This is a genomic window from Thermoplasmata archaeon, from assembly GCA_015063285.1.
In the GTDB taxonomy this organism is placed as follows: domain Archaea; phylum Thermoplasmatota; class Thermoplasmata; order Methanomassiliicoccales; family Methanomethylophilaceae; genus Methanoprimaticola.
The window spans coordinates 57,863-83,662 of record SUST01000007.1 but is presented as its reverse complement, the minus strand read 5'-3'; the positions used below and the strand labels follow the sequence as shown (position 1 = coordinate 83,662).

The window sequence follows — 25,800 nt, the reverse complement described above, 5'->3', positions numbered from 1 at the left end:
AGCTTTATCGCTATCAGTGAGGAGAGTTTCCTCTTCTCTTCCTCTGAAAGATCCATGTAAGATTTTCCATGGTCGATCCCTGCATCGGTCAGAAGTTTGGACACTCCCTCCTCGTTCCCGCTGACCCCTCTGATGTAGGGGTCGGTGGTGAGATAGAGCTGTGTCATGAGGTCTCCTGCAGGTATGAGGGAGCCAGGCATCTGCTCGATGTAGCCCCTCTTAGTTCCCTGTTCTAGAAGATATGTGTTAAGCCCTGACAGGCCGTTGATATGCTGTCTGTCTCCTGCGATACCAGCGAAGGCAATCTGGACCAGATCCCAGTTCTTCTCGTTCATGGTGACCGAGAAAAGTAGGGCCATGGTCGCACCGCATCCTGAAGTCATACCGTCGATCCCGTAGAGGTGAGGGTTTGCGTAACAGATGCGCTTCGCCTCGGAGATGATGGTGTGATGGTCCAGAACGACGATATCGTTCTTCATGGCATCGAGCTGGTCGATGTAAGATGCACCGAGATCGGTTATGATGATGCAATCCGCCTTGGTGCTCCTAATGATGTCCATGTTGTAGTCGTTCAGCGTCGTGAAGAGCGTGGCGCGGAACTCCTTGCCCTCCCTGAGTAGGGTCTGGGCTATGATCGATGCAGCGGATACGCCGTCGGCATCGTAATGGGAATAGATCTGAATGAAATCATGTCCGCGGACGATGTCCGCGGCATGAGATAAAGTTGTAAGAAGTTTTGAGGGGACCTCAGTCTCCATATAACTCACTTGAGCATGAGTTCCGCGTTGCTGAGAGAATACTTCCAGTCTGCGGGGAGGACTCCGTTCCTCTTGTAGTAGCGCTCCAGCCTCCTGATCTTGGCCTCAATCAAGAGCAGGCCTCTCCTGTTGGAGATGTCTCCCTTGTTGGATTTGAGGTGGACGTTCAGTGAGATTGCGCGCCTCATGAGGTTTGAAAGGTCCTCGGGAAGAGCGGGTGCAACTCCTTTCTCAGCCATGATCTCGGTGATCGTCTTGCCGGTTGCGAGCTTAACATCAGGTACTCCGTACTGGTCCCTGAGGATGAGTCCGATCTGGGCGGAGATGATTCCGTCTTTCGCGAGTTTCACGATGAGGTCCTCGATTTCGGTGGCGTTGAGGGGTACCCATGCGGGATTCTCGGAAACCATTGGGTGATTTGAACAGGATTTTCCCTTTCTTCTTGTGTGCATTCTTGCCATAGTGTGATCCTCCGAATCATATCTAGGCGGCGAGGCTACGCATGCGATTATAGAAGAAGTATATAAAGGGTGTTTGAGGGCCCTTTTCTTACAAAAGTAGGGATATGGCGGATATACTAAATCATTTCTCGATTCAAGCACGTTTTTGAATCTGTTGTCTCGCCCAGGGGACCGTATCTTCGTATTCCTCCCTGTCGAATGACAATTGTTCAGGGAGGGTATCGAACAGTTCGGATTTCATCTCGCAGTCGTCTTTGACCTTCCTTCTTAGTTTGGCTGCGCATACGTCGCAGTAACCGATGTCACGGGTCGCGATAACTTCGATCTCATACCCTGCTTCTTCCATGAATTCCCTTGTTGCAGCCTGTTCAGAGGTCTCCCCCTCTTCAACATGGCCACCCGGCATCTCCCACCCATTGCGTTTATTGTGCCAGACCATGAGAAACCTGTCACCGTCGAAAGCAATGGCATACGCTGTTCTCATGTTCATTCCCTCTCGATCACGATCATCGCGTGGGCCTTCTCATAGGGGTCTAAGGGCTCATCGTCGATGATTCTGTATCCCCTGTCGCGGATGATCTTCTCCGCTTCTTTGAATATCGATTCAGGGGATGCGGTGACGTCCTCGGAACGGGCCTTCACGGCAACCATGCCGTACTTGGCATCGAAAGCATCCATATTGTCGCACAGGATCTTGGCCTGCATCTTCTGGGCAACATCCTGATAGACGATGTCAACTCCGTCAGTGAACATCGAATACTCCTCAGGTTTGGTAGCATCCTCGAGGATAGGCATCATGTTGGGGCGTGTCTCACATGTACCGACCAGTTCTCTAAACATCCTCTGTGCGAATTCCACGCAGTAGACCTTTCCCTCAGAACTGATGTCCGCAATGTGCGATGGCGTCGTACCGCTGGATGCACCAAGATAGAGCACCTTGGAATCCTTCTCAAACGGGAACTTTCTGCCTCCAACGGTAAGGTAGGCGGACAGCTTGCTCCTCCTGGGATCCCATTCCCTGTATTCGGTACCAGACAGTGTGAACAGCCTTTCGCCGTAGATCCTCTTCCCGGGGCACATGGAGATTGTGTAGAGGCGGCCTCTGTCCATGAAGACTCTGTCCGAAGTGAAGTTCAATGGCTCCATTGACACTTCCATGGTATATTCTTTATAAAATCCTGTCAATCGTCACGGCATGATCACGATAGAGACCCTCTCGGCCATATCGGATGCCGTGCAGCAGGAGATACGCAAGATTCCCGATACCAACATCGGCGAGGAGATATGTATCGGAGCGGACGGAACCCCCACTTCGCGTTTAGACAAGGTGGCGGAGAATGCTGTGCTGATGTATCTCGAGAGGAACGCCGTCCCGCTCAATGTGCTGAGCGAGGAGATCGGATTCGTCGACAGGGGAGGAGAGGAGACTTTGGTCCTGGATCCAATAGACGGGTCCAGCAATGCAGTGGCGGAGATACCCTACTACACGGTCTCACTCGGAGTCGGAAAGGATTCACTTGCAGGAATGAGGCTGGGTTACATTCGCAACCTGGTCACTGGCGATACATATTGGGCCGAGAAAGGGAAGGGTGCCTTCAAGAACGGAAGGCAGATTCACGTCCGCAAGCCCGATTTCAAGGATCTCTTCGTGATGAACTACATGGGCAGGTACGCCCACCCCGAGGCATACAACATCTCCAAGAAAGCATCCTCCAGCCGCTGGTTGGGATGCTCGTCTCTGGAGACCGTGATAATCGCCGAGGGTCAGGCGGATGCGTTCTGTATGTATTCGGAGAATTACGTCCACTGCGAGAGGATAGTGGACATCGCTGCTGCCGTCCTCATACTGAGGGAGGCAGGCGGAGAGATCTACGACCTCGAAGGGAACGTACTCGATATGAAGTTCGATCTGGAGCACAGGAGCAACGTGATGGCCGTGGGGTACAAGGAGGTCTTTGATTACCTGATGCGTGGAAAGGACCCTGTCAGAGATCACAAGTACGGTATCTACGCCAATACCTCGATCCCCAAAGCAGTGGATTATACCCAGCAGGTCATCGATGCCCTCAAAGGCCACGATTATGTTCTGGACTCCCAGATAGCCGATATCATGGGGCTGCCCGGTACCCCGATCAAGGAGATGGATGCGGACATAGTCATAGTGGTCGGAGGGGACGGTACCCTACTGAGGGTGCTCCAGCAGACCGATGCGATGGTCATAGGGATAAACGGCGGAAGCGTCGGATTCCTGGCAGAGATCGACCGCGACAACATCAAGGCCGGTATCGAGAGGCTCCTGAGAGAGGATTACACTATCGAGACCCGTTTCAAGCTCGCCTCATGGTACAACGGCGAGTATCTGAACGATTCGGTGAACGAGGCCCTAATACACACGTCGTCGGTGGCCAAGATCCGTCATTACAAGATCTATGTCGACGACGTCCTCGCCTGCGAGATGCGTTCCGACGGGGTCATAATCTCCACACCGACCGGTTCCACTTGTTACGCCATGAGTCTGGGAGCACCATACATGGATCCGCATGTGAATGCCCTGATGGTCGTTCCGATGGCAGCATACAAGTCCACTTCGAGGTCATTCGTGGTTCCTGCCACCAGCAAGATAACCGTAGAATCCGTTCTGGACAAGGAATGCGTCATAGTGCTGGATGGTCAGGAGGAGATCCCCATGGAAGGCGGTTCCAAGGTCGATTTCATGATCTCAAAGAAGAAGGCCAGATTCATAAGGTTCAACATGGACTTCTTCTCACGTGTCCGTGAGAAACTGGTGAACGCTTTATGAACAAGATAATCGGTGTCAGTGCGAGCTTCATCGACGGTTTCAACGAATCCGCGAGATCGGCCTATCCCGATGAGTTCCTCTGCATGCACAGGGAGATCGACGGTGTGATCTCCGAGATGGTGATGCTTCCTGGTACGGTGTTCGGCGATGAGCACAGCTTCATCAATCAGTGGATGGAGCCCATAGACTATTCCATAGCAGGATCGGCACATTCGCATCCTGGTTATTCAAATCAGCCGTCCGAGGCAGATAAGGATTTCTTCAGCAACACCGGCGGGATTCACTTCATCACCTGCCAGCCTTACGACCGTAACAGCTGGAAGGCATACGATTCCCGCGGAGAACCCGTCGACATCAAGGTAATTTACTGACCCGAGACGCACTTCTCCATCAGTTCATCGATGATCTCGATGAGGCTGATAAGGTACAGCTTGTCATTGGATTCGGCAGTGACGTTGACGGTATCCTCTAATTCACTGTCCAAGGATACGAAGAATCCCCCGTCCGGCATGTCGATCCTCCAGCAACCCTTGTCGTGAGCGACCAAGGGGCTGACTTCCGTAACATATTGGTCCATCATACGCGCGAAGTCTGCCTGGCTGCAGGTTATCTTGTATGTTTTGTTCTCCGAATGGTATTCAGGGAACTGCGAAATGATGTCCGACATGCTGTTGGTAGATGAGAATTGGGAAAGGATGATCGAAGCGTGAAGCGCATCTGGCGTGTAGCTGATGTTGCTGAACACGAATCCCCCGTCGTAGTATCCGAGTTCTGCCTGGTTTTGAGCTTGGGCCTTGTGGACGTCTCCCGAGTTCGGTACGCAGACGATGAATTTCATCTTCTCCGCATCCGGTACGGGGTGTGGTGTGTCCACATCGATCTTTATCTTTCCTTTGAACAGGTCGCTGATAAGCCATGATAAATTCATCGGAACGACCAGTCTCTCGGGTCTGAGATAAAGGACCAGTATCGCAAGGACCTGTTCGTCTGTGAGTGGGTTCCCGTTCTCATCGAACACCCTCATAAGGGTTCCGATACGGTTTATCGATATACCTATGGAACCTTGATTCGCTTCTACCAGGGCCTTCATATGCTTGACGTCGGCCTCTTTGGTCGAAAGGGAATTGGAGAAGAAGTTCCTGTCCTTCTGGGCATTGATCGAGATGATGTCAGTGCCTATTGCATTGAGTATCTGAGGAGCGGAATCTGTAGCAGTTCCGCAGTTGCAGTTCAGGACGACGGTTCCGCCGTTGGCCCCCTGAACGCTGGCCATCAGTGCCTCGTTGTATTCCCTTATTGCGTTGTAGTAGTGCTTCACGGTACCGATGGATTTGTAGTTGGGCAATTCATGCTTCTCTTCGGAGACAGCCTGCAGATTCCTGATCTCCTCTCTGTTGAAGAAGCTGCCATCCTTGTCTATCAGGAGATATCCGCTCATCAGATCATGCTGGCGGAACTCTGTGACATAAACGCAGCAGTCGCCCATTTTCGCCATGTATGCGGCCACGGGCTCGGATACGTAGCCAAGGTCTATCACGTCCGTTCCGGACGATATGAGTCCGGAGATCAAAGCGTTCTTCATCATGGGGCTGCTCTTCATTAGGTCCATGCCAACTACTACCGTCTTGTGATCCACGGCCAGCGCATGTCCGATTCTGATACCCATCTCAGGAGTGGTATCTTCTGACGAGGAAGACCTCAGCAACAGTTTTTCTGACTGCTCCATACCGCCTTTACCTGCTTTCCGATAAAAATGGATTGCGGATGTCGGACCTCATTCCTTCAAGGCCGGGAGTTCCCCTATGGACCAGTTGTTGTAATAACGGCGGACACTCGGCATAAGAAGTATCACCATCGTGATTGAGCCGAGGATTCCCTGAAGCGCCATGTCGAACCCGTACGGTATGTCATCGACTATGTTGTACACGTTAAGGACCAGTATCACTATTATGAGGAGAATGGCGAGTTTGTAACCGATTCCTGATTCGTTGGCCAGCATCACGAATACTATGAATTCCAATGCACCCAATCCGACGTACACGATCTGATAGGCCTGATGGGATAGGTATCCGGTATCGAAGATTTCGGGGAACATCAGTGCGACGGTACCCTCGAACAGAAGATGAAAGGACATGACGAGCATGATCCCCATCGCATAATTCGCAAGATACGAGTAATGTTCCTCCATGGTCATGTTTAGTTGGTGACGTTAAAAAAACCTTTTTAGAAATGAGGCCATAGTATGATGGATGACCAATGACGACGGCTGGACGATCAGGGCCCTTCTGCGGCCGCATATGAAGGTCATAATCTTCATCACAGCACTGCAGATCGTAGGGGTGATTGCTCAAGCTGTCGCTATAACTCTGTTGAAACCTATCCTAAACAAGGGGATTTACGACGGAGATTTCTCCAAGCTCATACTGTTCGGCTGTTTTCTCATAATAAGTACTCTGGTATTATCCCTCATCCTCTTCGTCACCACCAATCTGGCATCCAAGGTGGCGACGTCAGTCGCGGAGGAGCTCAGGGGAAGGCTGGTGGAAGTCGCAGTCAAATCAAACAACATCAACGCCCTGGGGATCGTACCGTCCGAGGCCATGGTATGCCTGACCAATGACGTATCGTCTATACAGAGATTTGTTTTCGAAACCCTGAGGACCTATCTGCCCATGCCGATCCTTTTGGGCATTCTCATTGTATACACATTCGATACCAATGCCATTTTGGGAACCATATTGTTCGCGACACTGGCCTTCGTCGGTTCTTTCACTTACGTATTCACCAGACGTCTCCAGCCGCTGTACAAGAAGCAAGTGGAGACTATGTCCGATGTGAATTCAAGCCTGAGGGAGAAGATCCCGGGCGCACGTACCATTCGTGCTTACGACGGGTATGATTACGAGGTGGAAAAGTTCGGGGAATACAGCGCACAATTCGGAGCAATGAATAGGAAGGTCGTGCTGAACAGCTACTATGTGTCTAGCCTTGTCACCGCATGCATGTGGATATTCATTGTGTTCACATTCGTGGCATCCGCTCTCGACGAAGGTAACAAGCTGATAGCTACCGATATAATCATTTTCATGCAGGTGGCGACCTATATCATCGCTACGTTGGCCCTGGTCCCGTATGCATACGTGGGGGTGCCGAGGATGCGCGAGTGCTTCAGTCATTTGAAAGAGGTCGTCATCAACGCCCAGTCGATGGAGAAGACATACGGAGAACCGGAAGTGGACGAGGACACAGGTACAATCTTCTTGGCGAAGGACGTGAATCTGAAGAGTAGGCATGGCAGGGTCATATTCGACGGAATCAACCTTGAAATCGATAGGGGGAAGACGGTATCGATCGTCGGCCCCAATGATAACGATTCATCGGAACTTTTCAAGATGGCCCTCGGTTTCACCATGCCCGATACAGGACGGCTGACGGTATGCGGGATGGATGTATCCAGTACAGATCCGGTACTGCTGCGCGGGCACATATCCTACGTCAATAACTCCATGCACATCTTCAGAGGGACGCTCCGTTATAACCTGGACCCGAAGGGGAATCATTCCGACGAGGAGATACTCTCGGTATGTGAACGCATCGGATTGGGAAGATTCATCGTAGACATGCCGGGGGGACTCGATTCAATGCTATACGACAATGTCTCCCATACCTCAGGGGGACAAAGGCTTTTGATCCTTATGGTCCGCGGTCTCCTCAGGGATTCGGACCTCTACATCTTTGACGATTGCTTCTTTTCACTGGACAAAAGGACGAAGGGATTGGCCATGTCCACCATATCGGAGATGTGTGCCGGAAAGACGGTAGTGTTCATAATGCATGATACTTCCACCTGTGAGGTTTCGGACAGCATTATCCTGATGCAGCAGGGCAAGGTGGTCGGACAGGGAACTCACTCGGAATTGCTTGAATCATCGGTTCTGTATGATAACATGTACAGAACCGGACAGGGGAGGAACGGAACATGGGCATGATCAGATCGGCATGGGAATCCCTCAAGATGCTGGAGTCCTATGACAAATCGAAGTACAAGGAGATGCGTTACTGCGCCATCCTGACCTTGGTCTCCACCGCCGTCCTTTACACGATCCCCTTCATCTGCGGTTTCCTATTGGATTGGATGGTAACCTCCATCTCTGAAGAAGCGTCACTGAACATAGACCACCTCTTGGATATCTGTACCGTCATCCTGCTCATGGTTGTCCTCTGGTATGTGGCCTCCAACGAAGCAAAGCGCAGGATGTCCCTGATAGCGCTGTCGATGACCAGACATATGAGGGAGAGTCTCAATCGCAAACTGATGCGCGTCCCCGTCACTTACATTGATAAGACTCTGGCCGGGGATATGTCATCTCGTTTCACCAACGACATCCCGGCAGTCTCCAAATTGGTATCTTCGGACTATACTGGATTCATATCCCATCTGACGATGATCGTCTCCATACTGCTGATGATGCTGATTTCATCGCCGATCCTGGGCCTGATATTCCTGCTGATGGTCCCCGTGGTTATCTTCATCGGGTGGAGGATCACGACCAGGTCCGAGAGGGATTTCTCTGAGATGAGCGTAAAGGTTGCCGAACTCAACTCTCAGATGAACGATATCATCACCACGCACAAGACGATGAAGGTAGAGGGGCTGGAGTCCGAGGTCGTCGATCAGTTCGAGAGGACCAACAGGGACTTCACATCCGCATATGTCAAATCGCATACCCGCTCAGGGATGCTGAATCCCTTGGTTTCAACGATGATGAATGTAGGCTATCTGCTTACGGTCATAATCGGTGCGGTTTTGCTTTATTTCCACGACATGCCTGTTGGGATGTTCTTGACCTTCATGATCTATGTGAGGGTTATGAGTACCCCGTTACTGCTGACCGTGACGCTTTTCGACAGTATACGCGAGGAGACGGTGTCGCTGAACAGGATAATGGAGGTTCTCAACGCGCCTGAGGAAGAGGGAGAGGGTACAGACGAGGCTTTCAAGATCACCAACGGAATCATCAGGGTCGAGGACGTCTCATTCTCTTACAACGGGGAGCGCAAAGTGCTGAAGGGGGTGTCTGCAGAATTCACTCCCGGAAAGGTCTATGCAGTCACCGGTCCGACAGGTTCAGGAAAGACTACACTGGCCAATCTTTTGATGGGCTTCTATAGGCCCGATTCAGGCTCCATAACCATCGATGGTAGGGACATAACAAAGATCTCTCGTAAAGAGCTGGGAACCAATCTTACGGCCGTTCTTCAGAATCCGTGGATGTTCAGTGGTACGATAAGAGAGAACATAATCTACAACCGTCCTTACCTGGGAGAGGAGGATCTGAAGGAAGTCGCGAGCCTGACCGGTCTTGATAGCTATGTTAACGAGCTGCCGGACGGTTATGATACGGTTATAGGTGAGGAATCTACCTACATCCCATTGCCTCAACGTAGGTTGCTGGCACTTTCACGTGCGCTTATCGGCGATCCCAAGATTCTGATTCTTGACGAAGCTGTCGCAGGATTGGATCCAATGAGGGGACAGGGTATTCTGGACAAGCTGTTGGCTAGCAAGAGCGGCCGTACTACCATTATTATTAGTCATAATCAAGCATTGATAGAACAGGCAGACGAGGTCGTACATTTCGAAGACGGTGCTGTTAAGAACCATTTATTGGATGTTAACGCCAGTTGATTTTTAGCGGAGTGTGGCACACCCTTAGGGCTGTTATTAACGGCGTGAAATAAGGCTATTTTCATCCATTTGGATGGATTTTGGGATAAAAAAATCGAGCCAGACATCCGATTTTTCAAATAATCTTTATATAGTGTAGATTAGGATACTAACTCGGGGGCATTCTATTGGTTATGGAACGCATTGACCTGGAAAAAGCAAAGACAATTGCAAAGAACAAGGGATTGAAACCTGGAAAGGTTAAGGGAACATCTGGAATTCAGTTCACCAAGGGAAAGAACAACAGACTCGATGTCATCGAGTGGGCAGAGTTCGAGAAGATCCTCAAAGAGAGGAAGCTCGCAATCTACGAGTCTGGTGGCTGGATGAAGATCATGAAGGCCTGAAGCCTTCAGAAAGTCTTCCCTGAAACAAGAAAAACCTTCGCTCCCTCATCGGAGCGGGCCTTTCCCACTTTAATTTTTATATAATGACGTAATCACATGATTCGGCCTGACGTGCAAGGGTATCCGAGCCTGGCCAAAGGAGATAGGTTCAGGGCCTATTCTCGTAGGAGTTCGAGGGTTCAAATCCCTTCCCTTGCACCACTTTTTGATTACAATCTGCTCGAACATATTATTTAACCGAATAAAGCTAACATGGGTTTCATGACAGGACATATTGATGGCGCTGGTAAACTGCGCAAGGCATCGCCTTTTGTGGTGGCCGTGGCGGCAGTTGTGCTGGTGCTATTCGCTTCATTTGTTGTTTACAACGGCAACGGTGGACAGCAAGAGATGGATTTGGATGGCGATTGGCATCTAATAGCGTATGCTGAAGGATACTATGGGGATGGCAACATCGTGTACGAGGAGTATGGCCCGAAGGATCTGCCGGATAAGGTCGCGACCTTCGAGACGATCGGAGACGGAATATACTCCATGCATCTGGATGACAAAGAATACATCTGTGTGGCCAACAACAACACAATGATGACAGGAGGCGTTGACGAGTTCACGAGCACATCGGTACTGACCAAGATCGGGGAAGCGATAGTAGTCTCATCATTCCTTTCCGATGAAGCAGGTGTAGCCAGCACGATTCTCGAGCGTCAGGATTCTGAGGACAGGCTCCAGGCGGAATCGAGGGATGCATTAGCGGAAGAATCCTATGGACTCAATGAAGGCGGTGTGTATGAGGCTTTCATTGCGAATCAATACACCAAGGACGGTATCGTCGACCATCTTTCCGAGAACCGCTCCCTGACAATCAACAGGGTCGAGCCTGGAATCTTGTTCTATAACTCTCACGGTGACCAAACCGATCTCGATTTCGTCGCGGTCAGGATATCACCCAATGACTGGATGGCGATCTCCGATTACGATTACGGTACTTGGCTTATCGACATGGTGCATATCGAGGACGGGGTCGTCTATACAGCATCCTATGACAATACCAACGGCGACATCGAGCTTTGGCAGGTATGTTACGGTGACAAGAGTAAAGCCGTGAAGGTTCCCAGCAACCTTTTGGGCAAGCGTTACGAGGGAACTTTCAACGCATATGTCGAGGAGGGTGGAGAAGTTCTGAGGTCTATGGATGGCGAAGTGGCCATATCGTTCGACCACGTTGATTCCAGTACCAATGTCATGGAGGTCACCCTGTATACGCTCGAGGGAGATTCCTACATGGGTGCGATGTTGTTCCCCAACGGATCTGGTTACAGTTTCTATATGGAATCAGTCTATGATAACAGTGGGGAAACGTTCTGGGGATACTACATCGGAACGATATCCAAGGACCTCAAGAAGATCACTCTTGTCGGAACAGCGGACAATGCCGACGGCACCTACATGATCTTCAAGAACATCTTCAAACTGGCAGAGTGAAACCTTTTAGGGTGGGGCCGGAAGGCCTCGCCCTTCATTTTATTTCCGATTTAGGCTGAATCGATTATCACAGCGCCGCCAGTACCGCTCCGGAAACGACTATGGCCAGGACTATGAGCGCGATTAGTGCCCAGAACCAGTCCTTCTCTCTGACCAGGCCTATCAGTGCCGCTATGACGGCGAACATGGGGGATGCGATGAGCACCAGCAGACCGTAGTAGAGGAACGGATTGCCTTCCTCCAGGAACTCTCCGATGATGATGAGGATCAATCCTAGAACGATTCCAATGCGAAGGGTCCATGCGATGGACTTGTTCATGTTCACAGTATCCCTCCCACGCGGAGGAGCACCAGGATCGCCATCAAGATCAGGACGACTGAGAAATACTTTCTGAGATGCTTGGTGCTGAGCTTTCTGGCCAGATAGGTTCCCGAGATGGCCCCAAGGAATGCTCCAATAGATACGGCGCCAGCGAAGGCGAGGTCCAGCTGACCGCTGAAGAAGTACGTTATCGCTCCGGAGAATGCGGTGATCCCAATCATGTAGCTGCTGGTAGAGCTTGCTGCCTTCATGGGGACATGCATGATGAGGTTCATGACGGGAACTTTGATCGCTCCTCCGCCTACACCGGTCATGGAAGAGAGCATACCCGCGAACACGCACGCGATGCTGCCTTCCTTCACATTCTGAACCTCATAGGAGATGTTCTCGCCGTTTTCCTCGTCCTTGTACTCGAAGCTCATTCTGCCGCCGTTTCTGTTGGGTTCTATGACCTTCTCCGGGCTCATGATCATTCTGATTGCGCTGTAGATCATCACGGCACAGAATACGAGGCTCAGGATCCATTCCTCGAGGAATCCTGCTATGAGCGCTCCAGCGATAGCTCCTATGGTGGTCGTCACCTCGAGGAGCAGGCCCAAACGGACGTTTGCCAATCCCTTTTCAACGAAGACGCTTGAAGCCCCAACGGAACCTGCGACGATTCCGACCAAGCTCACAGCAGCGGCCTCTGCCGGAGCCATTCCAAAACAGAGCATCAGGACAGGGACGAAAATGACTCCTCCCCCTAATCCGAATAGGGCACCCATGATTCCGGCGCCCGCTCCAAGGGCTATCAGACTCAGTAGGATGAGGAGTTCCATGCCGCCCGTATCTGTAGGACATCTTATTAAATGTCGGGCCGATGCGGAAGTGTGGCCATAATACTGATCAGATATGCCGAAATCGGGCTGAAGAGCACGCCTGTCCGCAAGAGATTCGAGAGCACGATGAAGAACAACATGCTCGACATGCTCATGCAGGATGGGGTGGAGGCATTGGTTACCAGCAGAGGTGCCAGGTTCTATGTCGAGGCCACTGACATCGATTCTGCTGTCAGGTCTCTTAGGAAGGTCTTCGGTGTCGCATCCATGTCTATCGCCGAAGAGAGCACTTCCAAGATGGAGGATATGTGCAGAGTCGCAGCGGAATACTCTCTCTCAAGGCTTTCCGAGGGTCAGTCCTTCGCTGTGAAGGCCCGCAGGGAAGGGAATCAGGGTTACACTAGCCTCGATATGGGAAAGGAGATAGGTTCAGCCATATTCCTTGCCAATGAGGAAAAGGGTGTGAAGGTCGACCTCACCGATCCCGATGTCACGTTCTATGTCGAGGCACGTGACAACCGTGCATTCATCTTCCAGGATTACATCAAATGCCATGCTGGGCTTCCGGTAGGGACACAGGGTAAGGTCCTCGCCCAATTGGACGGTTCAGAGAGAAGCGTAGTTTCTGCTTGGCTGATGATGAAGCGCGGATGCAGGGTCATGATCGAAGGAGATGCGGACTTCTCTGTGCTGAAGCAATACGATTCTTATCTCAGGCAGTTCAATCCCGACAAGGACGATGAGAAAAGGCTGCTCGGTATCGTTATGGGTACCGATTATGATGAGCTGTCCGGAGTGGATGTCAGTCAGTATCTATATCCTGTATTCTTCCCTACCATCGGAATGACCGATGATGAGGTGTCGGAGATCTACAGAACGATAGAGCAGGGCCTTTGAGTCTGCTATATTGATATTATTATAGAATGAACCCGCCCTTGCGGGCGGTTAAGAGGTTTGAGATTACCGTAATCTTAAGATCACTTGATTCTTCTCTGGTTGGCCTTGACTGAGGGCCTGGCCTTCTCAGCACCCTTTCCGGTGTGCCTCATTCCACGTCCCTTCTGTCCGGCAGAAGTCTTTCCGCGGTAGACACGGTTGGTGTGTGTCTTCTCGCAGATCCAGTTGATCTTGGGGTCGGCCTTGATGACGGGGTGTGCGGGGTCGACGAGGATGACCTCATACCACTCCTGCTGTCCGTCTGCTCCTACCCAGTAGGAGTTCAGTACCTCAAGGTTGGGGTATCTCTTCGCAGTCCTCTCCTCGGCCATCCTCTGGATGCTCTTGCCGGTGATGATCTGGTTGATTCCCTTTCTCTTGGCTCTCCTACCTGTGACGATGGCTCTCTTACGGAAGGATCCCTTCCTAACCCTCGCCCTTACGATGACGTATCCCTGCTTTGCCTTGTATCCGAGTGCTCTGGCCCTGTCTAGACGGGTGGGCTTGTCGACGCGGACGAAGTTCTCTTCCTTCCTCCACTTGATACGGCGCTCGTAGTTCAATGCCTTGACGTAGGATTTCTCGGGTACGTCCCATGCATCAGCGATGTAGCTGTACATGCTCTTCCCGTTGACCGGGCGTGTCTCTTGAGTCTCTTCGCTCATTTTATCACCTTTACGGATTCACCTTACGGCACATTTCCGTTCGTGAGGCTAAGCGTCTCACTGTAGTCGGGGATGTTTATAACGTATATAAAAGGGCTACATAGATGCGCATGCGCGCCTCAAAAGACTGTCCAGGGGCCTAAGAGAGCGCATAATGGTACATATGCCGACAATCATACGGTCATCATAAATAATTCAATTCGGTATCTAAATCACACTAGGTGCTAATATGTACACCACAACTGAGAATGAAAATGTTGAGAAGAACCATCGTCCAATCAGGATCGCGGTAGTTTGTGCAGCTGTCATGATGGTGGTTGCGTTGGTACCTCTTTTTGCAGACGGCCTTATTGCTGAGGAGACGGTCGAAGAGGGCAATGATGGTGACGTCCATTGGGTGATCTCAGGCGACACAATGACGATCACTCCGAAGGAAGGCAAAGACAAAGCGGATATGGATGACTACGATGACGCCGGCGAGGAACCGAATTGGAGGAAGGCTGCAGGATGGCCCAACGTGAAGAATCTCGAGATCAAGGACGGAGTAACCTGTGTCGGTAAGAGGGCATTTGCTTGGGTCGATGATGAGGAAGGAGCAAAACTTGAAACGGTGACCTTCGATGGTTCCGTCAAGAAGATCAAGGAGTGCGCATTTATCAACCAGTACATTCAAACAATCAATTTCTCGGAGGGTCTGGAAGAAATCGGTCCTACCGCATTCGGCTATTGCTCTCCAGCTTCCCTCACCTTACCTGCCTCTTTGAAGGAAATAGGGGACAATGGATTCTTTTTGAGCGGGGCTTTGCACGATCTAGTTCTCCCCGAGACTTTGGAATACGTGGGGTGGGAGTCATTCGGAGGCATTGGATCATTGAAGAAACTGACTATTTCATGCAAAGAGGTGGGCGGAGAAGCCTTCGCGATGGTCGGTCCCGAGTATTTGGAGATCAGCAGCAATGTGAAAAAAATCGGTGAAAATGCATTCACATGCATATTCGTCGTCGACGGACAAGAACACGACTTCAACGACCTTGATATTGACCAATTGAGAGGGACTGTATGGACGGGCAACGGGGATTATTACCTGTATCTCCAGAACAGTGCCGGGGATCAATCAAACGATAATCTCCTGCTTTATGTCGCGATAGGGGTTTGCGCCGTCATAGCCATCGCGGCCATAGCTTACTACCTCCATAAGAAACAGCAAAGCTCTGTCTGATTTCAGATAAAACGGAAGAGGGGCCACCCCTCTTCCACCTTGTTCCTTGATTATGATATCCGCACCCTAAGAGCAGCAATAGGATTGCGATTCTATCAATCTGCGGTCAGTCTAGTTTCGCACGCGATGTCTAAAATAAGAGAGGTAGCGATACAAGTGAGAGTGCTAGAATGGAAACGATACCTGACAATTTGGTGAAATTCTTCGAGGACAACCCCAAGCCAGCCTTGGCATTCTCCGGCGGGGTGGATTCGACTTACCTGATGTACGTCTGCAGGAGGCTGGACGTGGACATGATCCCCGTATTCTACACTGGAGGATTCCAGACCGTCGCCCAGCTGGTCAATGTCGAGAATCTCTGCCAGCGCTTCAATTTCAATCCTGAGTTCATTGAGGACGACATATTCGAATGCAAGGATATCGCTGCGAATGGGCCAGATAGATGCTATCTCTGCAAGAAGAGGATGGCTACCATCATGTGGAAGAGGGTGAAGAAGTTCGGATCCAAGTACATGATGGACGGGACCAATGCATCGGACGATCCCGCCACCAGACCCGGCATGAAGGTTCTGGACGAACTAGGTATACGTTCTCCCCTCAGGGAATGCGGTCTGACGAAGGAAGACATCCGCAGGCTGTCTAAAGAGGCTGGACTCCCAACCTGGGATCTGCCTTCGGATTCATGTTTGGCCACCCGTATCCCTACAGGAACTCCGGTCACAAGGGAGAACACACAGCGTGTGAACTATGTCGAGAAGGAGATCAGGGTCATGGGCTTCAAGGACATTAGGGTCCGCGACATAGACGGCTGTGCCCATTTGGAAACGCTGCCTTCACAGAAGGACCTTCTGGAGGAGATGAAACCCGAAATCGAGGAAGTCCTTCTCAAGCAGTACAAGTCAGTTACATACGGAGAGAGGAAGCCGCAATGACCGGAAGGGAGATCCTGGAGGCTGTCAGGGACGGCAAGATGTCGGTGGAGGATGCAGAGCGTATGCTTCGCTCCAGACCTTTCGTGGATCTCGGTTTCGCCAAAGTGGATACTCAGAGGAAGTCGAGGCAGGGTGCTTCAGAGGTCATATACGGCGCCAGCAAGACTCCTGAGCAGTCGATCAAAATTGCGGAGACGCTATTGGAGAACGGTTCCGAATGCGTCATGGTGACGAGATGCGGTAAGGAGACCTGCGATCTTGCCGTATCCAAAGGTCTGAAGGCCGAATACAGGCAGGATGCCAGGATATGCATCGTAGGAGATATTCCCGAAAAGAAGAGGGCCAGTTATATCTGTGTGGTGTGTGCAGGAACGAGCGACATCCCGGTCGCTGAGGAGGCTGCGGTCACGGCAGAGGTGCTGGGTTGCAACGTGAAGCGGTCGTATGATGCTGGAGTGGCAGGTATACATCGTCTGCTTTCAGATGCCGATACAATCATGGGTGCGACCGCAGTCGTCGTTGCCGCAGGAATGGAAGGCGCTCTGCCCAGTGTCGTTGGCGGATTGGTCAGCGTACCAGTCATAGCGGTCCCGACATCAGTCGGTTATGGGGCATCATTCGAAGGATTGACGGCATTGCTGGCCATGATGAATTCATGTGCGTCCACAGTTAGTGTTGTAAACATTGACAACGGCTTCGGCGCAGGTTATATCGCATCGCTCATCGATAAGAGAGGAGAGATCTAATGAGGACGCTTTATTTGGAATGCAACGCAGGGGTCTCCGGCGATATGCTACTCGGAGCATTATCGGGTCTCTTGGACGATCCTTCGAAGATCAAGATCATGCTCGAATCGGCGGGCATACCAGATGTCGAGATCATGGTGCACCCCAAGGAGATAAACCATATCCAAGGTAACAAGGTAGAGGTCCTGGTCCATGGTCAGCCTGAAGGCCATCACCACGACCATTCTCATCCCCATAGGACTCTGGTGGAAGTACTTGACATAATCAACGGGCTGAAGATCCCTGATCCAGTCAAGCATCATGCGATGAAGATCTACGAGGATATCGCAAAGGCCGAATCAGAGGTGCACGGAACATCTGTAGGAGAGGTCCATTTTCATGAGGTGGGCATGTTAGACGCTATTGCGGATATCGTAGGGGCTTGTTTGCTTATTCATGAATTGGCTCCGGATACGATAGTGTCTTCACCGTTGCGTACTGGATACGGTTACGTGGACTGTGCCCACGGAAAGCTTCCAATACCTGCTCCCGCCACCGCATTGCTGCTCAGGAATGTTCCCAATTATGCTGGCGATCTAGAGGGAGAGTTCACCACCCCCACAGGTGCTGCCATCATCGGACATTTTGCGGAGGATTTCGGGCAGCGTCCCCGCATGACCATTCAGAGGATAGGCATGGGTATGGGTGACCGTGAATTCTCCATACCGAACATGGTCAGGGCATTCATCGGTGATTCTAGCGAAGGGCTATTCGAGATCTATGAGATTAATTGTAACATCGACGATATGACGCCCGAAGACCTTGGCCCCATGATCGACCGGCTTCTTGAAGAGGGCGCGCGCGATGCCACCCTTACGCCTATGATTATGAAGAAGGGCAGACCGGGTTACAGGCTCACCTGCCTGTGCCGTCAGGCGGACAAGGAGAAGCTGGCGAAGCTCATACTTGCGAACACCTCTACCATCGGTCTTAGGATCTGGAAGGCGGAAAGGTTCGAGATGTCCTCTCGTATCGAGAATTGTCACACTGAATACGGTGACGTCCGTATTAAGGTCTCGGAAGGATACGGCATCACGAAATGGAAACCCGAGCATGATGACCTTGTGAAGGCATCAGAGAAACACGGTGTTTCAATCAGAAAAGTCAGGGAATCGATACGCTTCGAACCCAAATCAAAAGAATGAACCGACCGCCCTTTTGGGCAGTCGGTCAGAAAACAGATCAGTATCTGAACTTTCCGTCGACGAATTCGACTTCGGCCCTCACGCCGTCAGGCCAAGTGTGGTATCCTACGCCCTGTGCCTTTCCGTACTTGAAATCTGCCTCGTCCTTCTCGCCGTTGGCGTATGTGATGACGCCCTTCCCGTGATACATGTTCTCTCTGAACTGTCCCTCGTACTTGTCGCCAGTTGCTTTGATGTAGATCCCGTATCCTTCGAACATGTTGTTCACGAACTCACCGGTGTAACGGTCACCGTCCGCACAGACGTAGACCCCTTTGCCGTTGAACATACCGTTCCTGAATTGGCCTTCGTATCTGGCTCCGGACGCGAATGTGTAGATCCCATGTCCTTCGAAGTTACCGTATGCGACCTCTCCCGCATAGGTATCGCCATTGGGCATGTTGATTTGCTTCAATTCTCCCATTCTTATTCCTCTGAGGATTGAACCTCATTCATGATATAAACAATGTCGATGCAAATATGAATGGATTATATGTCCAAAATGATGTTCGATAATTGTGATGTTATGGGCGACCTAGTCAAATTGCTGAAACTGAAGTACAATCCGATTGCCATCTACCATCTCGATGAGATCCCGGACTACGCTGGAGAACCCGGAGAAGGGGGATGCATCGTCAGAAGTCTACTCCTTCCGGCCATGGAAGGAAAAACTGTCGCTGCCAAGAAGGAGCGCATCGGATGCAAGGGCGCATGGGACGGACTCGGAATGGGTGGTGAGGATTCGGAATGTAGGAAGGCAATGGCCAACAGATACTCTTCGGGGATGGACGGTAAGGAGGGAAGACACTATTTTTGCTGTCCGGAGATGGCTGAGAATAATTATCTGAGTAAGGTGCCCGTTTATGGTAAAGGGAATGATTGCGTTGTATTCCAGCCTATCGACGAAGCTGAGGGTATCAGGGCACCGATCGAGACTGTCGTATTGATGGTGGATGCAGTCGAGTATTCAGCCATGATCACATTGGCCAGTTTCTCCCGTAAGGTCGAAGATTCCGTAATACGTTCAGCTTTCGGACTTGGATGTGAACAGCTGTATGCGATGCCTAGGCAGGAAGGTGAAAGAGAGGTACCTCGCATGGTCCTCGGACTGACGGAGTTCTTCACCAGGCGTTTCATCGATCCCGGGAGAATGGCATTGTCCATGCCATATAAACTGTACAAGCAGCTCGATGAGGACAGCGGATTCTCATTCCTCAAGGACAATGCTTGGAGGGAATCGACAAAACCAAAGTGCGAGCATTGCTGCTGATCAGAAGAAGTCGTCAAGGCTCTTCATTTTGGCCTTAGGCTTCTCGTCGGCGGGTTTCTTCTTCTTGGGAGCGTCGCCGGAATCGAACCTTCCGCCGAACAATGTGGCCTGCTGGTTGCCCATCAGCAGGTCCTTTTCCTCCCATCCGAAAACCTCAGTGATCCTTGATGCGGTCTGGGAGAGACGTTCCGCGTAGTACTTGTAGTCTGGTTTGCCCTTGAATTCCACACCGCTCACGTAGGGTTCGACGGTCTGAGGAGATGATTTGGAATCGGTGACTATCCATGATACCTTCATTCCGGGAATGAAATCGTACCCCATATCTATGAGCTTCTTCGCAGCCTGCACATTGGCCATCCTGTCGGGATTCTCGTAGGCGTCCAGCCCTTTGCATGATTTGGAGATCACAAGTTCGGAGATGTCCACGTTTCCGTTCTTGACATCCTGTATGGTGGTCTTCACCATCGTCAGGGCTTCGTCGTTCTTCTCTTCGAGTATCATCTCGAACAGTTCGGTCAGCATCTTGCTCTGTAGGTCGAATGAATCGGAACGCCTGATCTCATAACCTCTAACGAGCAGTTCATCCGTTGCCTGCGGCCAGACTATCTTGCCGACGTATCTTTTCTTCATCCCGTGTGTGAACATCGGCTCAAGAAGCTTCTCGAACTCCAGTGTTCCTCCGTCCACGGAGAATCTCTCGGCCATCTTCTCTCCGAATGCAACCGATCCCTCCAGATTGTTCTCCGGAGACTGCATGAATATTGAATCAGTATCTGAATAGATCACATGGATACCTTCGGATTCGACCTGATTGATGATGCCTATGGTGTTAGCCCTCGCGAACGCTGTGATGGCAGCACCGATGCTCTTGTCGGTGAATCTGTAGAATGTGGATGCGAACACCCCGTAGAAGGTGTTCATCAGGACCTTGACCGCAGCCTGAAGACCGTCCAGATAGTTGTGCTCGTGGGGGTCCGTGGTCTGTTTCATCTGCTTCTTGATCCTGTCCCTCTCGGCCATGAGGTCCTCGAGGATCCTGGGGAGGAGTCCTTCCCTCCGTTCCTTGGACATGAAGCGTGCCCCGGAAGGGCTGATAATCTCCCCATCCTCGCAGAGCGTTGTGAAACAGATGTTCTTCGCAATGATCAGCGAAGGATACATGGATTTGAAGTCCTCCACGCAGACCCAATGGTAGAGTCCGGGCGTCATGCTGTGAACATATCCTCCTTCAATCTGGTCGGCGCCGGCTACCCTGGCGCCCATCATCGGGACGGCGACCTTGTTCCTGTCAGCGGCACGGATGAGCAATGAGTCCGACAGCTGGGAGGAACCCGATGTCATGACGTCCTCGATAGTCAGTTTGGACACCGCTGCCAGATCCATATCCTTACGGACTGTGTCGACTTCCAGGAGTATGCGGAGAGCGAGTTCGGAATCCTTGAAGCAGTATTCTATGACCTTCTCCCTGTTGTTGGCCCATTCGGAGTCCATGTACTTCGGGTCCACGTCCAATTTCTGTTCTCCAAGGAGCATCATGGAGACGGCATTGAGTGTCTCCTGCTTGGGGCGGAGCTGCTTCTTCACCGCCCACCACGCGTCGCAGACAAGACGTCCCTTTACCCTCCAGAAACGGTCGCTGATGAGCTTGGGCTGGCTGCCGTCCCTTCCCCAGGGCAGCGCATCCTTCATGCGTCTGGCCTTGGACCTTTCCATTATCTTGCGGATATCATAGTTGTCTATGTTGTACCCTGTGATCACGTCGGGGTCCTCTTCCCTGATAAGTTTGGCGAAACCGTCGATGATTTCTGTTTCGTTCCCTGATATGGCGGGACCGTTACGCATCTCGTCCCCGTCCTTGATGGTCGAGCAGATGACGTAGATGAACTCATGTTCGACCGAGTTCTCGATATCGAACGAGAGGATCTTGAGGCCAGGGTCGAACGGGTCGATGTTCTCGAACGAGTCCATCTTGATCACAAGGTCGGTGTAGTACGGTCTGTCGATGGGCTCTCCGGTTACCCTTATGCATGCGCCCATATCCTTGTCATAGAAGAAACGGTGCTGGAAGGATATGTCCGCTGAGAGGACCTTGTAGCCTTTCCTCTGGAATCTGTTCTTGAATTCGGATATCTTCCAGGGGCTCTTGATGGTGACCTTCAGGACGTCATGCATCTCGGATTTGTACAGCAGGGTATCGTGCTCGGCCGAGATGACCTCGGGATCGTCCTTCATCTGCTGGTCGAGATCCGGTTTGGGATCTACGGCGAAGAGATACGGTCTGAAACCGTAGGCCAGGATGGTGATCGATTTCCTGTCGCGGGTCTTCCCGAACAGTTCGATCACAGGCTCATCCCCGTCCTGCGACGAGGATGCGCTGATTATCCTGACGTCCCAAGTCCCCATCGTATCACTTGTTGGCTACAATCCTTATGACGTCCCCGTCCTCAAGGATGTAATCCGCACCCACGGTGCGCTTGGTCTTCGCATTGACTGCTCTGATGAACTTGTCTCCCAGGTCGGAGTGGACCTTGTACGCAAGGTCCTTGGCCGTGGAACCGCGAGGTAGTAGGAATGCATCCGGCAATACGCGTCCGAAGTGGTCCGTGAACTTGTTCTCGTCTTCCACGGGGTAGACGGTGATGAGGTCCAGCATCTTGAAAGCGGCATCCTCGATGCACTTCTGCACACCGGTACCGCCGTACTTCTCCATGTTGGCCTTCATGTAGTCAAGGGCTTTCCTCTGGCCTTCATTGAGGGTCACTCCCTCTTTAATCGTGAATGTCGGGTCCCCTGCGGTGTATTCGATAAGTCCCGCCGCAGCCGCCTTCTTCAGGGCCAGTTCTGTCTCAGCCATGGTGACGACGCAGATGTCGTTTATCGCTTCGACCTTCTCGATGTTCCCTGCTGGTGCGATGTCCGCCTTGTTCATGGCCGCGATCATCGGTTTGGACTGCTCTCTGATGTTGACACACAGCTTCAGAAGATCGTCATCGGTCCAGTTCACTATGTCCGGTGGCATCTCGACCGAGAGTAAGGCCTTTTTTATCTGAGCTTCTGTGACGTTCAGTCCTGCGAGCCTGTCCTGGATGATCTGCTCCGGCTTCTGACCGGTCATCCTGGCAGCCCTTGCCATCTTGTTGAATCCGTTCTTTAGGATCTCCCTCATCCAGTATTCGATCTCCTTTCTAAGGAAGGTTATGTCCTCTGTCGGGTCGTGGGATCCCACATCGCCGGGCACTCCCTCGATATCGGTGGATCCGCTCACATCGATCACATTGATCAGGGCGTCCGCCTGTCTGAGGTCGTCCAGGAATTGGTTCCCCAGTCCTTTGCCCTGCCATGCGTCGGGGACCAGCCCCGCTACATCCAGGAGCTCTACGGGAACCATTCTGGTCCCGTTTATGCACAATGAGTTATGGGGCGTACATGTGACCCCCAGCTCCTTGCAGGGACAGGGTGTGCGCACATGAGCGACTCCCTTGTTGGGTTCGATGGTAGTGAAGGGATAGTTAGCGATCTCGACGGGCGCCATGGTGGCCGCTCCGAAAAATGTCGATTTACCAACGTTCGGTTTCCCTACAATTCCTATCTGCATGCTATCGGCCAGAGAATGACTTTACGGATAAATGTGCTTTGGGTGGACAGCCCCCCTAAAATATTATCATCTGTATGTCGAGACGAGTTCCATGGATGAAGTTGGAAGATGGAAGGCGGTATCCGCAGTTGCGGTATGCCTGTTGTTGATTGTTAGCGGATTGTATGCGTTCAATGCGATGTCTGATGATAAGGGGCATGGCTATGTGGATCCGGATATGTCCCTGTGGGTGGACGGTTCCGAATCGAAGGAGGCCTTCGTCTCTTATCTGAAAGCGGTGACCGATGAGAAGAGCAAGGACTTCATCCCGGTGGAGGATCGTATAGCCGTCTTCGATATGGATGGGACGCTGATCTGCGAGAGGGATACGCATTATTTTGACCTCAGCATGATGATCTACCGTATCCTGGAGGATCCTGATTATAAGGACAAAGCATCGGAATTCGAAAGGCAGGTGGCCTTGGACCAGCAGGCCGCACCGTCACCCGGAGTCCTTGACGACAGGTTGGAGACAGCAAGGGCGATGGCTTTCAAAGGCCTGACCCTGGAAGAGATGGACAAGTATGTTAAAGACTATGCAAAGAATCCGTCACCCGGATACATCGGAATGCTCCGCGGCGACGCCTTCTTCAAACCGATGCTCCAGATGGTGGATGCACTCCAGGAGAATGATTTCACGGTATACGTCATCAGCGGTACGGATAGGCTCACAGTACGTGCACTGCTGGACGATTCTCCCATTCAGCTGCCTAACGACCAGATCAAGGGATCGGACAAGTTGCTGGTGGCGACCGGTCAGGACAAGGACGGTTCGAAATACGTCTATCAGGAAGATGACGAGATCATATACGGCGGAGAGCATGTCATTAAGACTCTGAATTTCAACAAGATCGTTTCCATAGTGCAGGAGATCGGCAAGCAGCCCGTGCTCGCATTCGGCAACTCCTCTTCGGATTCCAGTATGGCCAACTATGCCCTCTTTGACAACAAGTACAAGGCTATGGCGTTCATGCTGTGCTGCGACGACCTCGAGAGGGAGTACGGCAACATGGATGCGGCGAACAAGATGTACAAGCTGTGCGAGGAGAACGATTGGGTGCCCATCTCTATGAAGAACGATTGGACCACCATATACGGCGACGGGGTCAAGAAGAAGTGAGGGCTCAGTGCTTCAGCCTGAATACGGCATCGGCTATCTCGCCGATCTGTTCAGGCCTGAGCCTCTCCACTCTGTCGTCTATATAAGGCACATCGTCACCCGGCTCCATCATGCGGGCCGATTTCAGCGATGTGCCTATCTTCTTCCTGCGATGATTGAACGTGACCTCTACCACTTTGAAGAACGTCCTCTCGTCAAGGACTTTGAAGAGGGGCGCCCTGGGGGTAATCCTGACGAGTGCGGAATCCACCTTGGGGCGGGGATTGAATCTCGATGCCGGCACGGTCTCCAGGATCTCGCAGTCGGCCCTGTATGAAAGATTGACGGTCAGCCTTGAATATTCCGGGCTCCCGACCATGGCGACCATGCGGTCCGCGAATTCCTTCTGCACCATCACGACAGCCGTTCTGAAATTATACTCCAGGAGCTTGAATATTATGGGCGTGGACACGCTGTACGGGAGATTGCTGACGAACACGTCGAAGTCCGGGAACGGTTCCTTCACCGCATCCGCGTGGATGAGCCTAAGCGAACTCCCGTACGTATCCGATATGTAATCTGCAAGGATATCATCGATCTCGATGCACGTGACATTGTCCGAGGCTTGGATGAGCCTTTTCGTAAGGATGCCCAGGCCTGGGCCGACTTCTAGGATCCTATCCGTGCTTTTGATCCCGGCGTATCCGATGTGCCTGTCGGCCACACGGTCGTCTATGAGGAAATTCTGTCCCTTGCTCTTTTTGGGAACGATGCCCGTATCGGCTATGAGTCTGCCGGTATCGTTCATCTCTGCACGAAGAGGTAGTGCTTCCTTTCGGAATCCTCGATCTCCAGTACGATGCGTGCCACGACGAGCTTCTCGGGGGACTTGATGCCGGTCCTGGCAGCAAGGTCTCCGAAGTCCTTGAAGAGGCCCTTCTTCCTCTCTTCCAAGATGATGTTCATGGACTTCTTTCCCAGACCGGGGAGCTCCTCCAGCGAGTGCTTGCGCATGCTGATGGCTTCGGCCTTGTTGATGAAATCGATGAACTTCGCCTGGTTGGACATGACTATGTCGTTGACTGCGAAATCGAGCTCCGAGATTGCATTGCTGGTGAGGTCGTTGTATGTGATCCTCCTCTTGACGTGATCGATCACATCACGCTTTTGGGTCTCGGAATCCTTTCCGATGAACGTCTTCTGTCCGACGGTGATCTGGGCGTTGGGCTTCGCGATCAGTTCGAAGAGCTTGAACTCCTCGGAACCGAGTGCGTAGCAGATAGGCTCCTTCTTACCGAAACCAGAATTCGGCGCACCCTGAGGCAGATAATCAAGAATGTAAGCGTATTCTTCCATG

27 protein-coding genes and 1 tRNA gene are annotated in these 25,800 nt (G+C 51.7%); 14 read left to right on the top strand and 14 right to left on the bottom strand.

Going from position 1 to position 25,800, the window contains the following annotated elements; all coding sequences use genetic code 11:
* From E7Z62_05790 to E7Z62_05775, 4 genes are all read right to left on the bottom strand, one after another.
* A partial coding sequence (locus E7Z62_05790; protein MBE6522619.1) for a DHH family phosphoesterase occupies nt 1-758 on the bottom strand: 758 nt, incomplete at its 3' end.
* Between the two features lie 5 nt (nt 759-763).
* Complete coding sequence (locus E7Z62_05785; GenBank protein MBE6522618.1) at nt 764-1,219, bottom strand: 30S ribosomal protein S15; 456 nt, start codon at nt 1,217-1,219, stop codon at nt 764-766.
* Between the two features lie 133 nt (nt 1,220-1,352).
* Nucleotides 1,353-1,709, bottom strand: a complete 357-nt coding sequence (locus E7Z62_05780) for an NUDIX domain-containing protein (GenBank protein MBE6522617.1) — start codon at nt 1,707-1,709, stop codon at nt 1,353-1,355.
* Nucleotides 1,706-2,365: a fibrillarin-like rRNA/tRNA 2'-O-methyltransferase gene (locus tag E7Z62_05775; protein MBE6522616.1), complete on the bottom strand. Its 660-nt coding sequence runs from the start codon at nt 2,363-2,365 to the stop codon at nt 1,706-1,708. Before E7Z62_05775 ends, E7Z62_05780 begins: the two co-directional genes overlap by 4 nt.
* Before the next feature lie 58 nt (nt 2,366-2,423).
* On the opposite strand from E7Z62_05775, the gene E7Z62_05770 reads away from it, so the two are divergent.
* Both E7Z62_05770 and E7Z62_05765 read left to right on the top strand, forming a co-directional pair.
* Nucleotides 2,424-4,019, top strand: a complete 1,596-nt coding sequence (locus E7Z62_05770; protein MBE6522615.1) for a sugar kinase — start codon at nt 2,424-2,426, stop codon at nt 4,017-4,019.
* The gene (locus tag E7Z62_05765) at nt 4,016-4,390 is read left to right on the top strand and encodes a hypothetical protein (protein MBE6522614.1); all 375 of its coding nucleotides are present in this window, start codon (nt 4,016-4,018) and stop codon (nt 4,388-4,390) included. The genes E7Z62_05770 and E7Z62_05765 overlap by 4 nt, the downstream gene beginning before the upstream one ends.
* On the opposite strand, the gene E7Z62_05760 is transcribed toward E7Z62_05765, so the two are convergent.
* Nucleotides 4,384-5,745, bottom strand: a complete 1,362-nt coding sequence (locus tag E7Z62_05760; GenBank protein MBE6522613.1) for a hypothetical protein — start codon at nt 5,743-5,745, stop codon at nt 4,384-4,386. The two genes, E7Z62_05765 and E7Z62_05760, sit on opposite strands and share 7 nt — an antisense overlap.
* Before the next feature lie 48 nt (nt 5,746-5,793).
* Nucleotides 5,794-6,207: a hypothetical protein gene (locus E7Z62_05755; GenBank protein ID MBE6522612.1), complete on the bottom strand. Its 414-nt coding sequence runs from the start codon at nt 6,205-6,207 to the stop codon at nt 5,794-5,796.
* A 61-nt stretch (nt 6,208-6,268) separates the two neighbouring features.
* On the opposite strand from E7Z62_05755, the gene E7Z62_05750 reads away from it, so the two are divergent.
* From E7Z62_05750 to E7Z62_05730, 5 genes are all read left to right on the top strand, one after another.
* Nucleotides 6,269-8,008 carry an ABC transporter ATP-binding protein gene (locus tag E7Z62_05750; protein ID MBE6522611.1) on the top strand — a complete coding sequence of 580 codons (1,740 nt, stop codon included), beginning with the start codon at nt 6,269-6,271 and terminating at the stop codon, nt 8,006-8,008.
* Complete coding sequence (locus E7Z62_05745) at nt 7,999-9,708, top strand: ABC transporter ATP-binding protein (GenBank protein MBE6522610.1); 1,710 nt, start codon at nt 7,999-8,001, stop codon at nt 9,706-9,708. The genes E7Z62_05750 and E7Z62_05745 overlap by 10 nt, the downstream gene beginning before the upstream one ends.
* 173 nt (nt 9,709-9,881) lie before the next feature.
* The gene (locus E7Z62_05740; GenBank protein ID MBE6522609.1) at nt 9,882-10,094 is read left to right on the top strand and encodes a hypothetical protein; all 213 of its coding nucleotides are present in this window, start codon (nt 9,882-9,884) and stop codon (nt 10,092-10,094) included.
* 113 nt (nt 10,095-10,207) lie between these two features.
* A tRNA-Leu gene (locus E7Z62_05735) sits at nt 10,208-10,295 on the top strand.
* 60 nt (nt 10,296-10,355) lie between these two features.
* Nucleotides 10,356-11,576 carry a hypothetical protein gene (locus E7Z62_05730; GenBank protein MBE6522608.1) on the top strand — a complete coding sequence of 407 codons (1,221 nt, stop codon included), beginning with the start codon at nt 10,356-10,358 and terminating at the stop codon, nt 11,574-11,576.
* A gap of 67 nt (nt 11,577-11,643) precedes the next feature.
* Here E7Z62_05730 and E7Z62_05725 read toward each other — a convergent pair whose 3' ends face one another.
* Entirely contained in the window at nt 11,644-11,901 is a 258-nt protein-coding gene (locus E7Z62_05725) for a DUF1634 domain-containing protein (protein MBE6522607.1), read from the bottom strand.
* Nucleotides 11,898-12,719 (bottom strand): sulfite exporter TauE/SafE family protein, encoded by an 822-nt coding sequence (locus E7Z62_05720; GenBank protein ID MBE6522606.1) that lies wholly within the window; start codon nt 12,717-12,719, stop codon nt 11,898-11,900. The genes E7Z62_05725 and E7Z62_05720 overlap by 4 nt, the downstream gene beginning before the upstream one ends.
* Before the next feature lie 51 nt (nt 12,720-12,770).
* Between E7Z62_05720 and E7Z62_05715 the strand changes: the two genes are divergently transcribed.
* The gene (locus E7Z62_05715) at nt 12,771-13,616 is read left to right on the top strand and encodes a hypothetical protein (protein ID MBE6522605.1); all 846 of its coding nucleotides are present in this window, start codon (nt 12,771-12,773) and stop codon (nt 13,614-13,616) included.
* A gap of 80 nt (nt 13,617-13,696) precedes the next feature.
* Here E7Z62_05715 and E7Z62_05710 read toward each other — a convergent pair whose 3' ends face one another.
* Nucleotides 13,697-14,320, bottom strand: coding sequence for a 50S ribosomal protein L15e (locus tag E7Z62_05710; GenBank protein ID MBE6522604.1), 624 nt, complete (start codon nt 14,318-14,320; stop codon nt 13,697-13,699).
* Between the two features lie 229 nt (nt 14,321-14,549).
* Between E7Z62_05710 and E7Z62_05705 the strand changes: the two genes are divergently transcribed.
* From E7Z62_05705 to larC, 4 genes are all read left to right on the top strand, one after another.
* Entirely contained in the window at nt 14,550-15,539 is a 990-nt protein-coding gene (locus E7Z62_05705) for a leucine-rich repeat domain-containing protein (protein MBE6522603.1), read from the top strand.
* 170 nt (nt 15,540-15,709) lie between these two features.
* A complete protein-coding gene (gene larE, locus E7Z62_05700) occupies nt 15,710-16,471 on the top strand; it encodes an ATP-dependent sacrificial sulfur transferase LarE (protein MBE6522602.1) in 762 nt (253 codons plus the stop codon).
* Nucleotides 16,468-17,217, top strand: coding sequence for a nickel pincer cofactor biosynthesis protein LarB (larB, locus tag E7Z62_05695; GenBank protein MBE6522601.1), 750 nt, complete (start codon nt 16,468-16,470; stop codon nt 17,215-17,217). Before larE ends, larB begins: the two co-directional genes overlap by 4 nt.
* Complete coding sequence (gene larC / locus E7Z62_05690; protein ID MBE6522600.1) at nt 17,217-18,401, top strand: nickel pincer cofactor biosynthesis protein LarC; 1,185 nt, start codon at nt 17,217-17,219, stop codon at nt 18,399-18,401. Before larB ends, larC begins: the two co-directional genes overlap by 1 nt.
* A 37-nt stretch (nt 18,402-18,438) precedes the next feature.
* Here the strand turns inward: larC and E7Z62_05685 are convergent, their stop codons facing one another.
* Nucleotides 18,439-18,864, bottom strand: coding sequence for a hypothetical protein (locus E7Z62_05685; protein ID MBE6522599.1), 426 nt, complete (start codon nt 18,862-18,864; stop codon nt 18,439-18,441).
* Nucleotides 18,865-18,924: 60 nt separating this feature from the next.
* Between E7Z62_05685 and E7Z62_05680 the strand changes: the two genes are divergently transcribed.
* Entirely contained in the window at nt 18,925-19,710 is a 786-nt protein-coding gene (locus E7Z62_05680; protein MBE6522598.1) for a hypothetical protein, read from the top strand.
* Here the strand turns inward: E7Z62_05680 and E7Z62_05675 are convergent, their stop codons facing one another.
* Together E7Z62_05675 and ychF are read right to left on the bottom strand one after the other, a co-directional pair.
* Nucleotides 19,711-22,113, bottom strand: coding sequence for a DNA polymerase II (locus tag E7Z62_05675; protein ID MBE6522597.1), 2,403 nt, complete (start codon nt 22,111-22,113; stop codon nt 19,711-19,713).
* 4 nt (nt 22,114-22,117) lie between these two features.
* Nucleotides 22,118-23,305: a redox-regulated ATPase YchF gene (ychF, locus tag E7Z62_05670; GenBank protein ID MBE6522596.1), complete on the bottom strand. Its 1,188-nt coding sequence runs from the start codon at nt 23,303-23,305 to the stop codon at nt 22,118-22,120.
* 31 nt (nt 23,306-23,336) lie between these two features.
* Here ychF and E7Z62_05665 point away from each other — a divergent pair, with 31 nt between their 5' ends.
* Nucleotides 23,337-24,464 (top strand): haloacid dehalogenase-like hydrolase, encoded by a 1,128-nt coding sequence (locus tag E7Z62_05665; protein ID MBE6522595.1) that lies wholly within the window; start codon nt 23,337-23,339, stop codon nt 24,462-24,464.
* Between the two features lie 4 nt (nt 24,465-24,468).
* On the opposite strand, the gene rsmA is transcribed toward E7Z62_05665, so the two are convergent.
* A complete protein-coding gene (gene rsmA / locus E7Z62_05660) occupies nt 24,469-25,251 on the bottom strand; it encodes a ribosomal RNA small subunit methyltransferase A (GenBank protein ID MBE6522594.1) in 783 nt (260 codons plus the stop codon).
* Complete coding sequence (locus tag E7Z62_05655) at nt 25,248-25,799, bottom strand: DUF655 domain-containing protein (GenBank protein MBE6522593.1); 552 nt, start codon at nt 25,797-25,799, stop codon at nt 25,248-25,250. The genes rsmA and E7Z62_05655 overlap by 4 nt, the downstream gene beginning before the upstream one ends.
* Nucleotide 25,800 lies beyond the last annotated feature (1 nt).

Bases quoted from the DNA above. Each gene is read 5' to 3' on its own strand.
- E7Z62_05685 (MBE6522599.1), bottom strand. From the start codon at position 18,864: ATGGGAGAATTGAAGCAAATCAACATGCCCAATGGCGATACCTATGCG.
- E7Z62_05780 (MBE6522617.1), bottom strand. From the start codon at position 1,709: ATGAACATGAGAACAGCGTATGCCATTGCTTTCGACGGTGACAGGTTT.
- E7Z62_05775 (MBE6522616.1), bottom strand. From the start codon at position 2,365: ATGGAGCCATTGAACTTCACTTCGGACAGAGTCTTCATGGACAGAGGC.
- E7Z62_05675 (MBE6522597.1), bottom strand. From the start codon at position 22,113: ATGGGGACTTGGGACGTCAGGATAATCAGCGCATCCTCGTCGCAGGAC.
- larB (MBE6522601.1), top strand. From the start codon at position 16,468: ATGACCGGAAGGGAGATCCTGGAGGCTGTCAGGGACGGCAAGATGTCG.
- E7Z62_05740 (MBE6522609.1), top strand. From the start codon at position 9,882: ATGGAACGCATTGACCTGGAAAAAGCAAAGACAATTGCAAAGAACAAG.
- E7Z62_05665 (MBE6522595.1), top strand. From the start codon at position 23,337: ATGTGCTTTGGGTGGACAGCCCCCCTAAAATATTATCATCTGTATGTC.
- E7Z62_05765 (MBE6522614.1), top strand. From the start codon at position 4,016: ATGAACAAGATAATCGGTGTCAGTGCGAGCTTCATCGACGGTTTCAAC.
- E7Z62_05720 (MBE6522606.1), bottom strand. From the start codon at position 12,719: ATGGAACTCCTCATCCTACTGAGTCTGATAGCCCTTGGAGCGGGCGCC.
- E7Z62_05655 (MBE6522593.1), bottom strand. From the start codon at position 25,799: ATGGAAGAATACGCTTACATTCTTGATTATCTGCCTCAGGGTGCGCCG.
- E7Z62_05705 (MBE6522603.1), top strand. From the start codon at position 14,550: ATGTACACCACAACTGAGAATGAAAATGTTGAGAAGAACCATCGTCCA.
- E7Z62_05760 (MBE6522613.1), bottom strand. From the start codon at position 5,745: ATGGAGCAGTCAGAAAAACTGTTGCTGAGGTCTTCCTCGTCAGAAGAT.
- rsmA (MBE6522594.1), bottom strand. From the start codon at position 25,251: ATGAACGATACCGGCAGACTCATAGCCGATACGGGCATCGTTCCCAAA.
- E7Z62_05680 (MBE6522598.1), top strand. From the start codon at position 18,925: ATGGATTATATGTCCAAAATGATGTTCGATAATTGTGATGTTATGGGC.
- E7Z62_05710 (MBE6522604.1), bottom strand. From the start codon at position 14,320: ATGAGCGAAGAGACTCAAGAGACACGCCCGGTCAACGGGAAGAGCATG.
- larC (MBE6522600.1), top strand. From the start codon at position 17,217: ATGAGGACGCTTTATTTGGAATGCAACGCAGGGGTCTCCGGCGATATG.
- larE (MBE6522602.1), top strand. From the start codon at position 15,710: ATGGAAACGATACCTGACAATTTGGTGAAATTCTTCGAGGACAACCCC.
- E7Z62_05730 (MBE6522608.1), top strand. From the start codon at position 10,356: ATGACAGGACATATTGATGGCGCTGGTAAACTGCGCAAGGCATCGCCT.
- E7Z62_05785 (MBE6522618.1), bottom strand. From the start codon at position 1,219: ATGGCAAGAATGCACACAAGAAGAAAGGGAAAATCCTGTTCAAATCAC.
- E7Z62_05755 (MBE6522612.1), bottom strand. From the start codon at position 6,207: ATGGAGGAACATTACTCGTATCTTGCGAATTATGCGATGGGGATCATG.
- E7Z62_05750 (MBE6522611.1), top strand. From the start codon at position 6,269: ATGACCAATGACGACGGCTGGACGATCAGGGCCCTTCTGCGGCCGCAT.
- ychF (MBE6522596.1), bottom strand. From the start codon at position 23,305: ATGCAGATAGGAATTGTAGGGAAACCGAACGTTGGTAAATCGACATTT.
- E7Z62_05745 (MBE6522610.1), top strand. From the start codon at position 7,999: ATGGGCATGATCAGATCGGCATGGGAATCCCTCAAGATGCTGGAGTCC.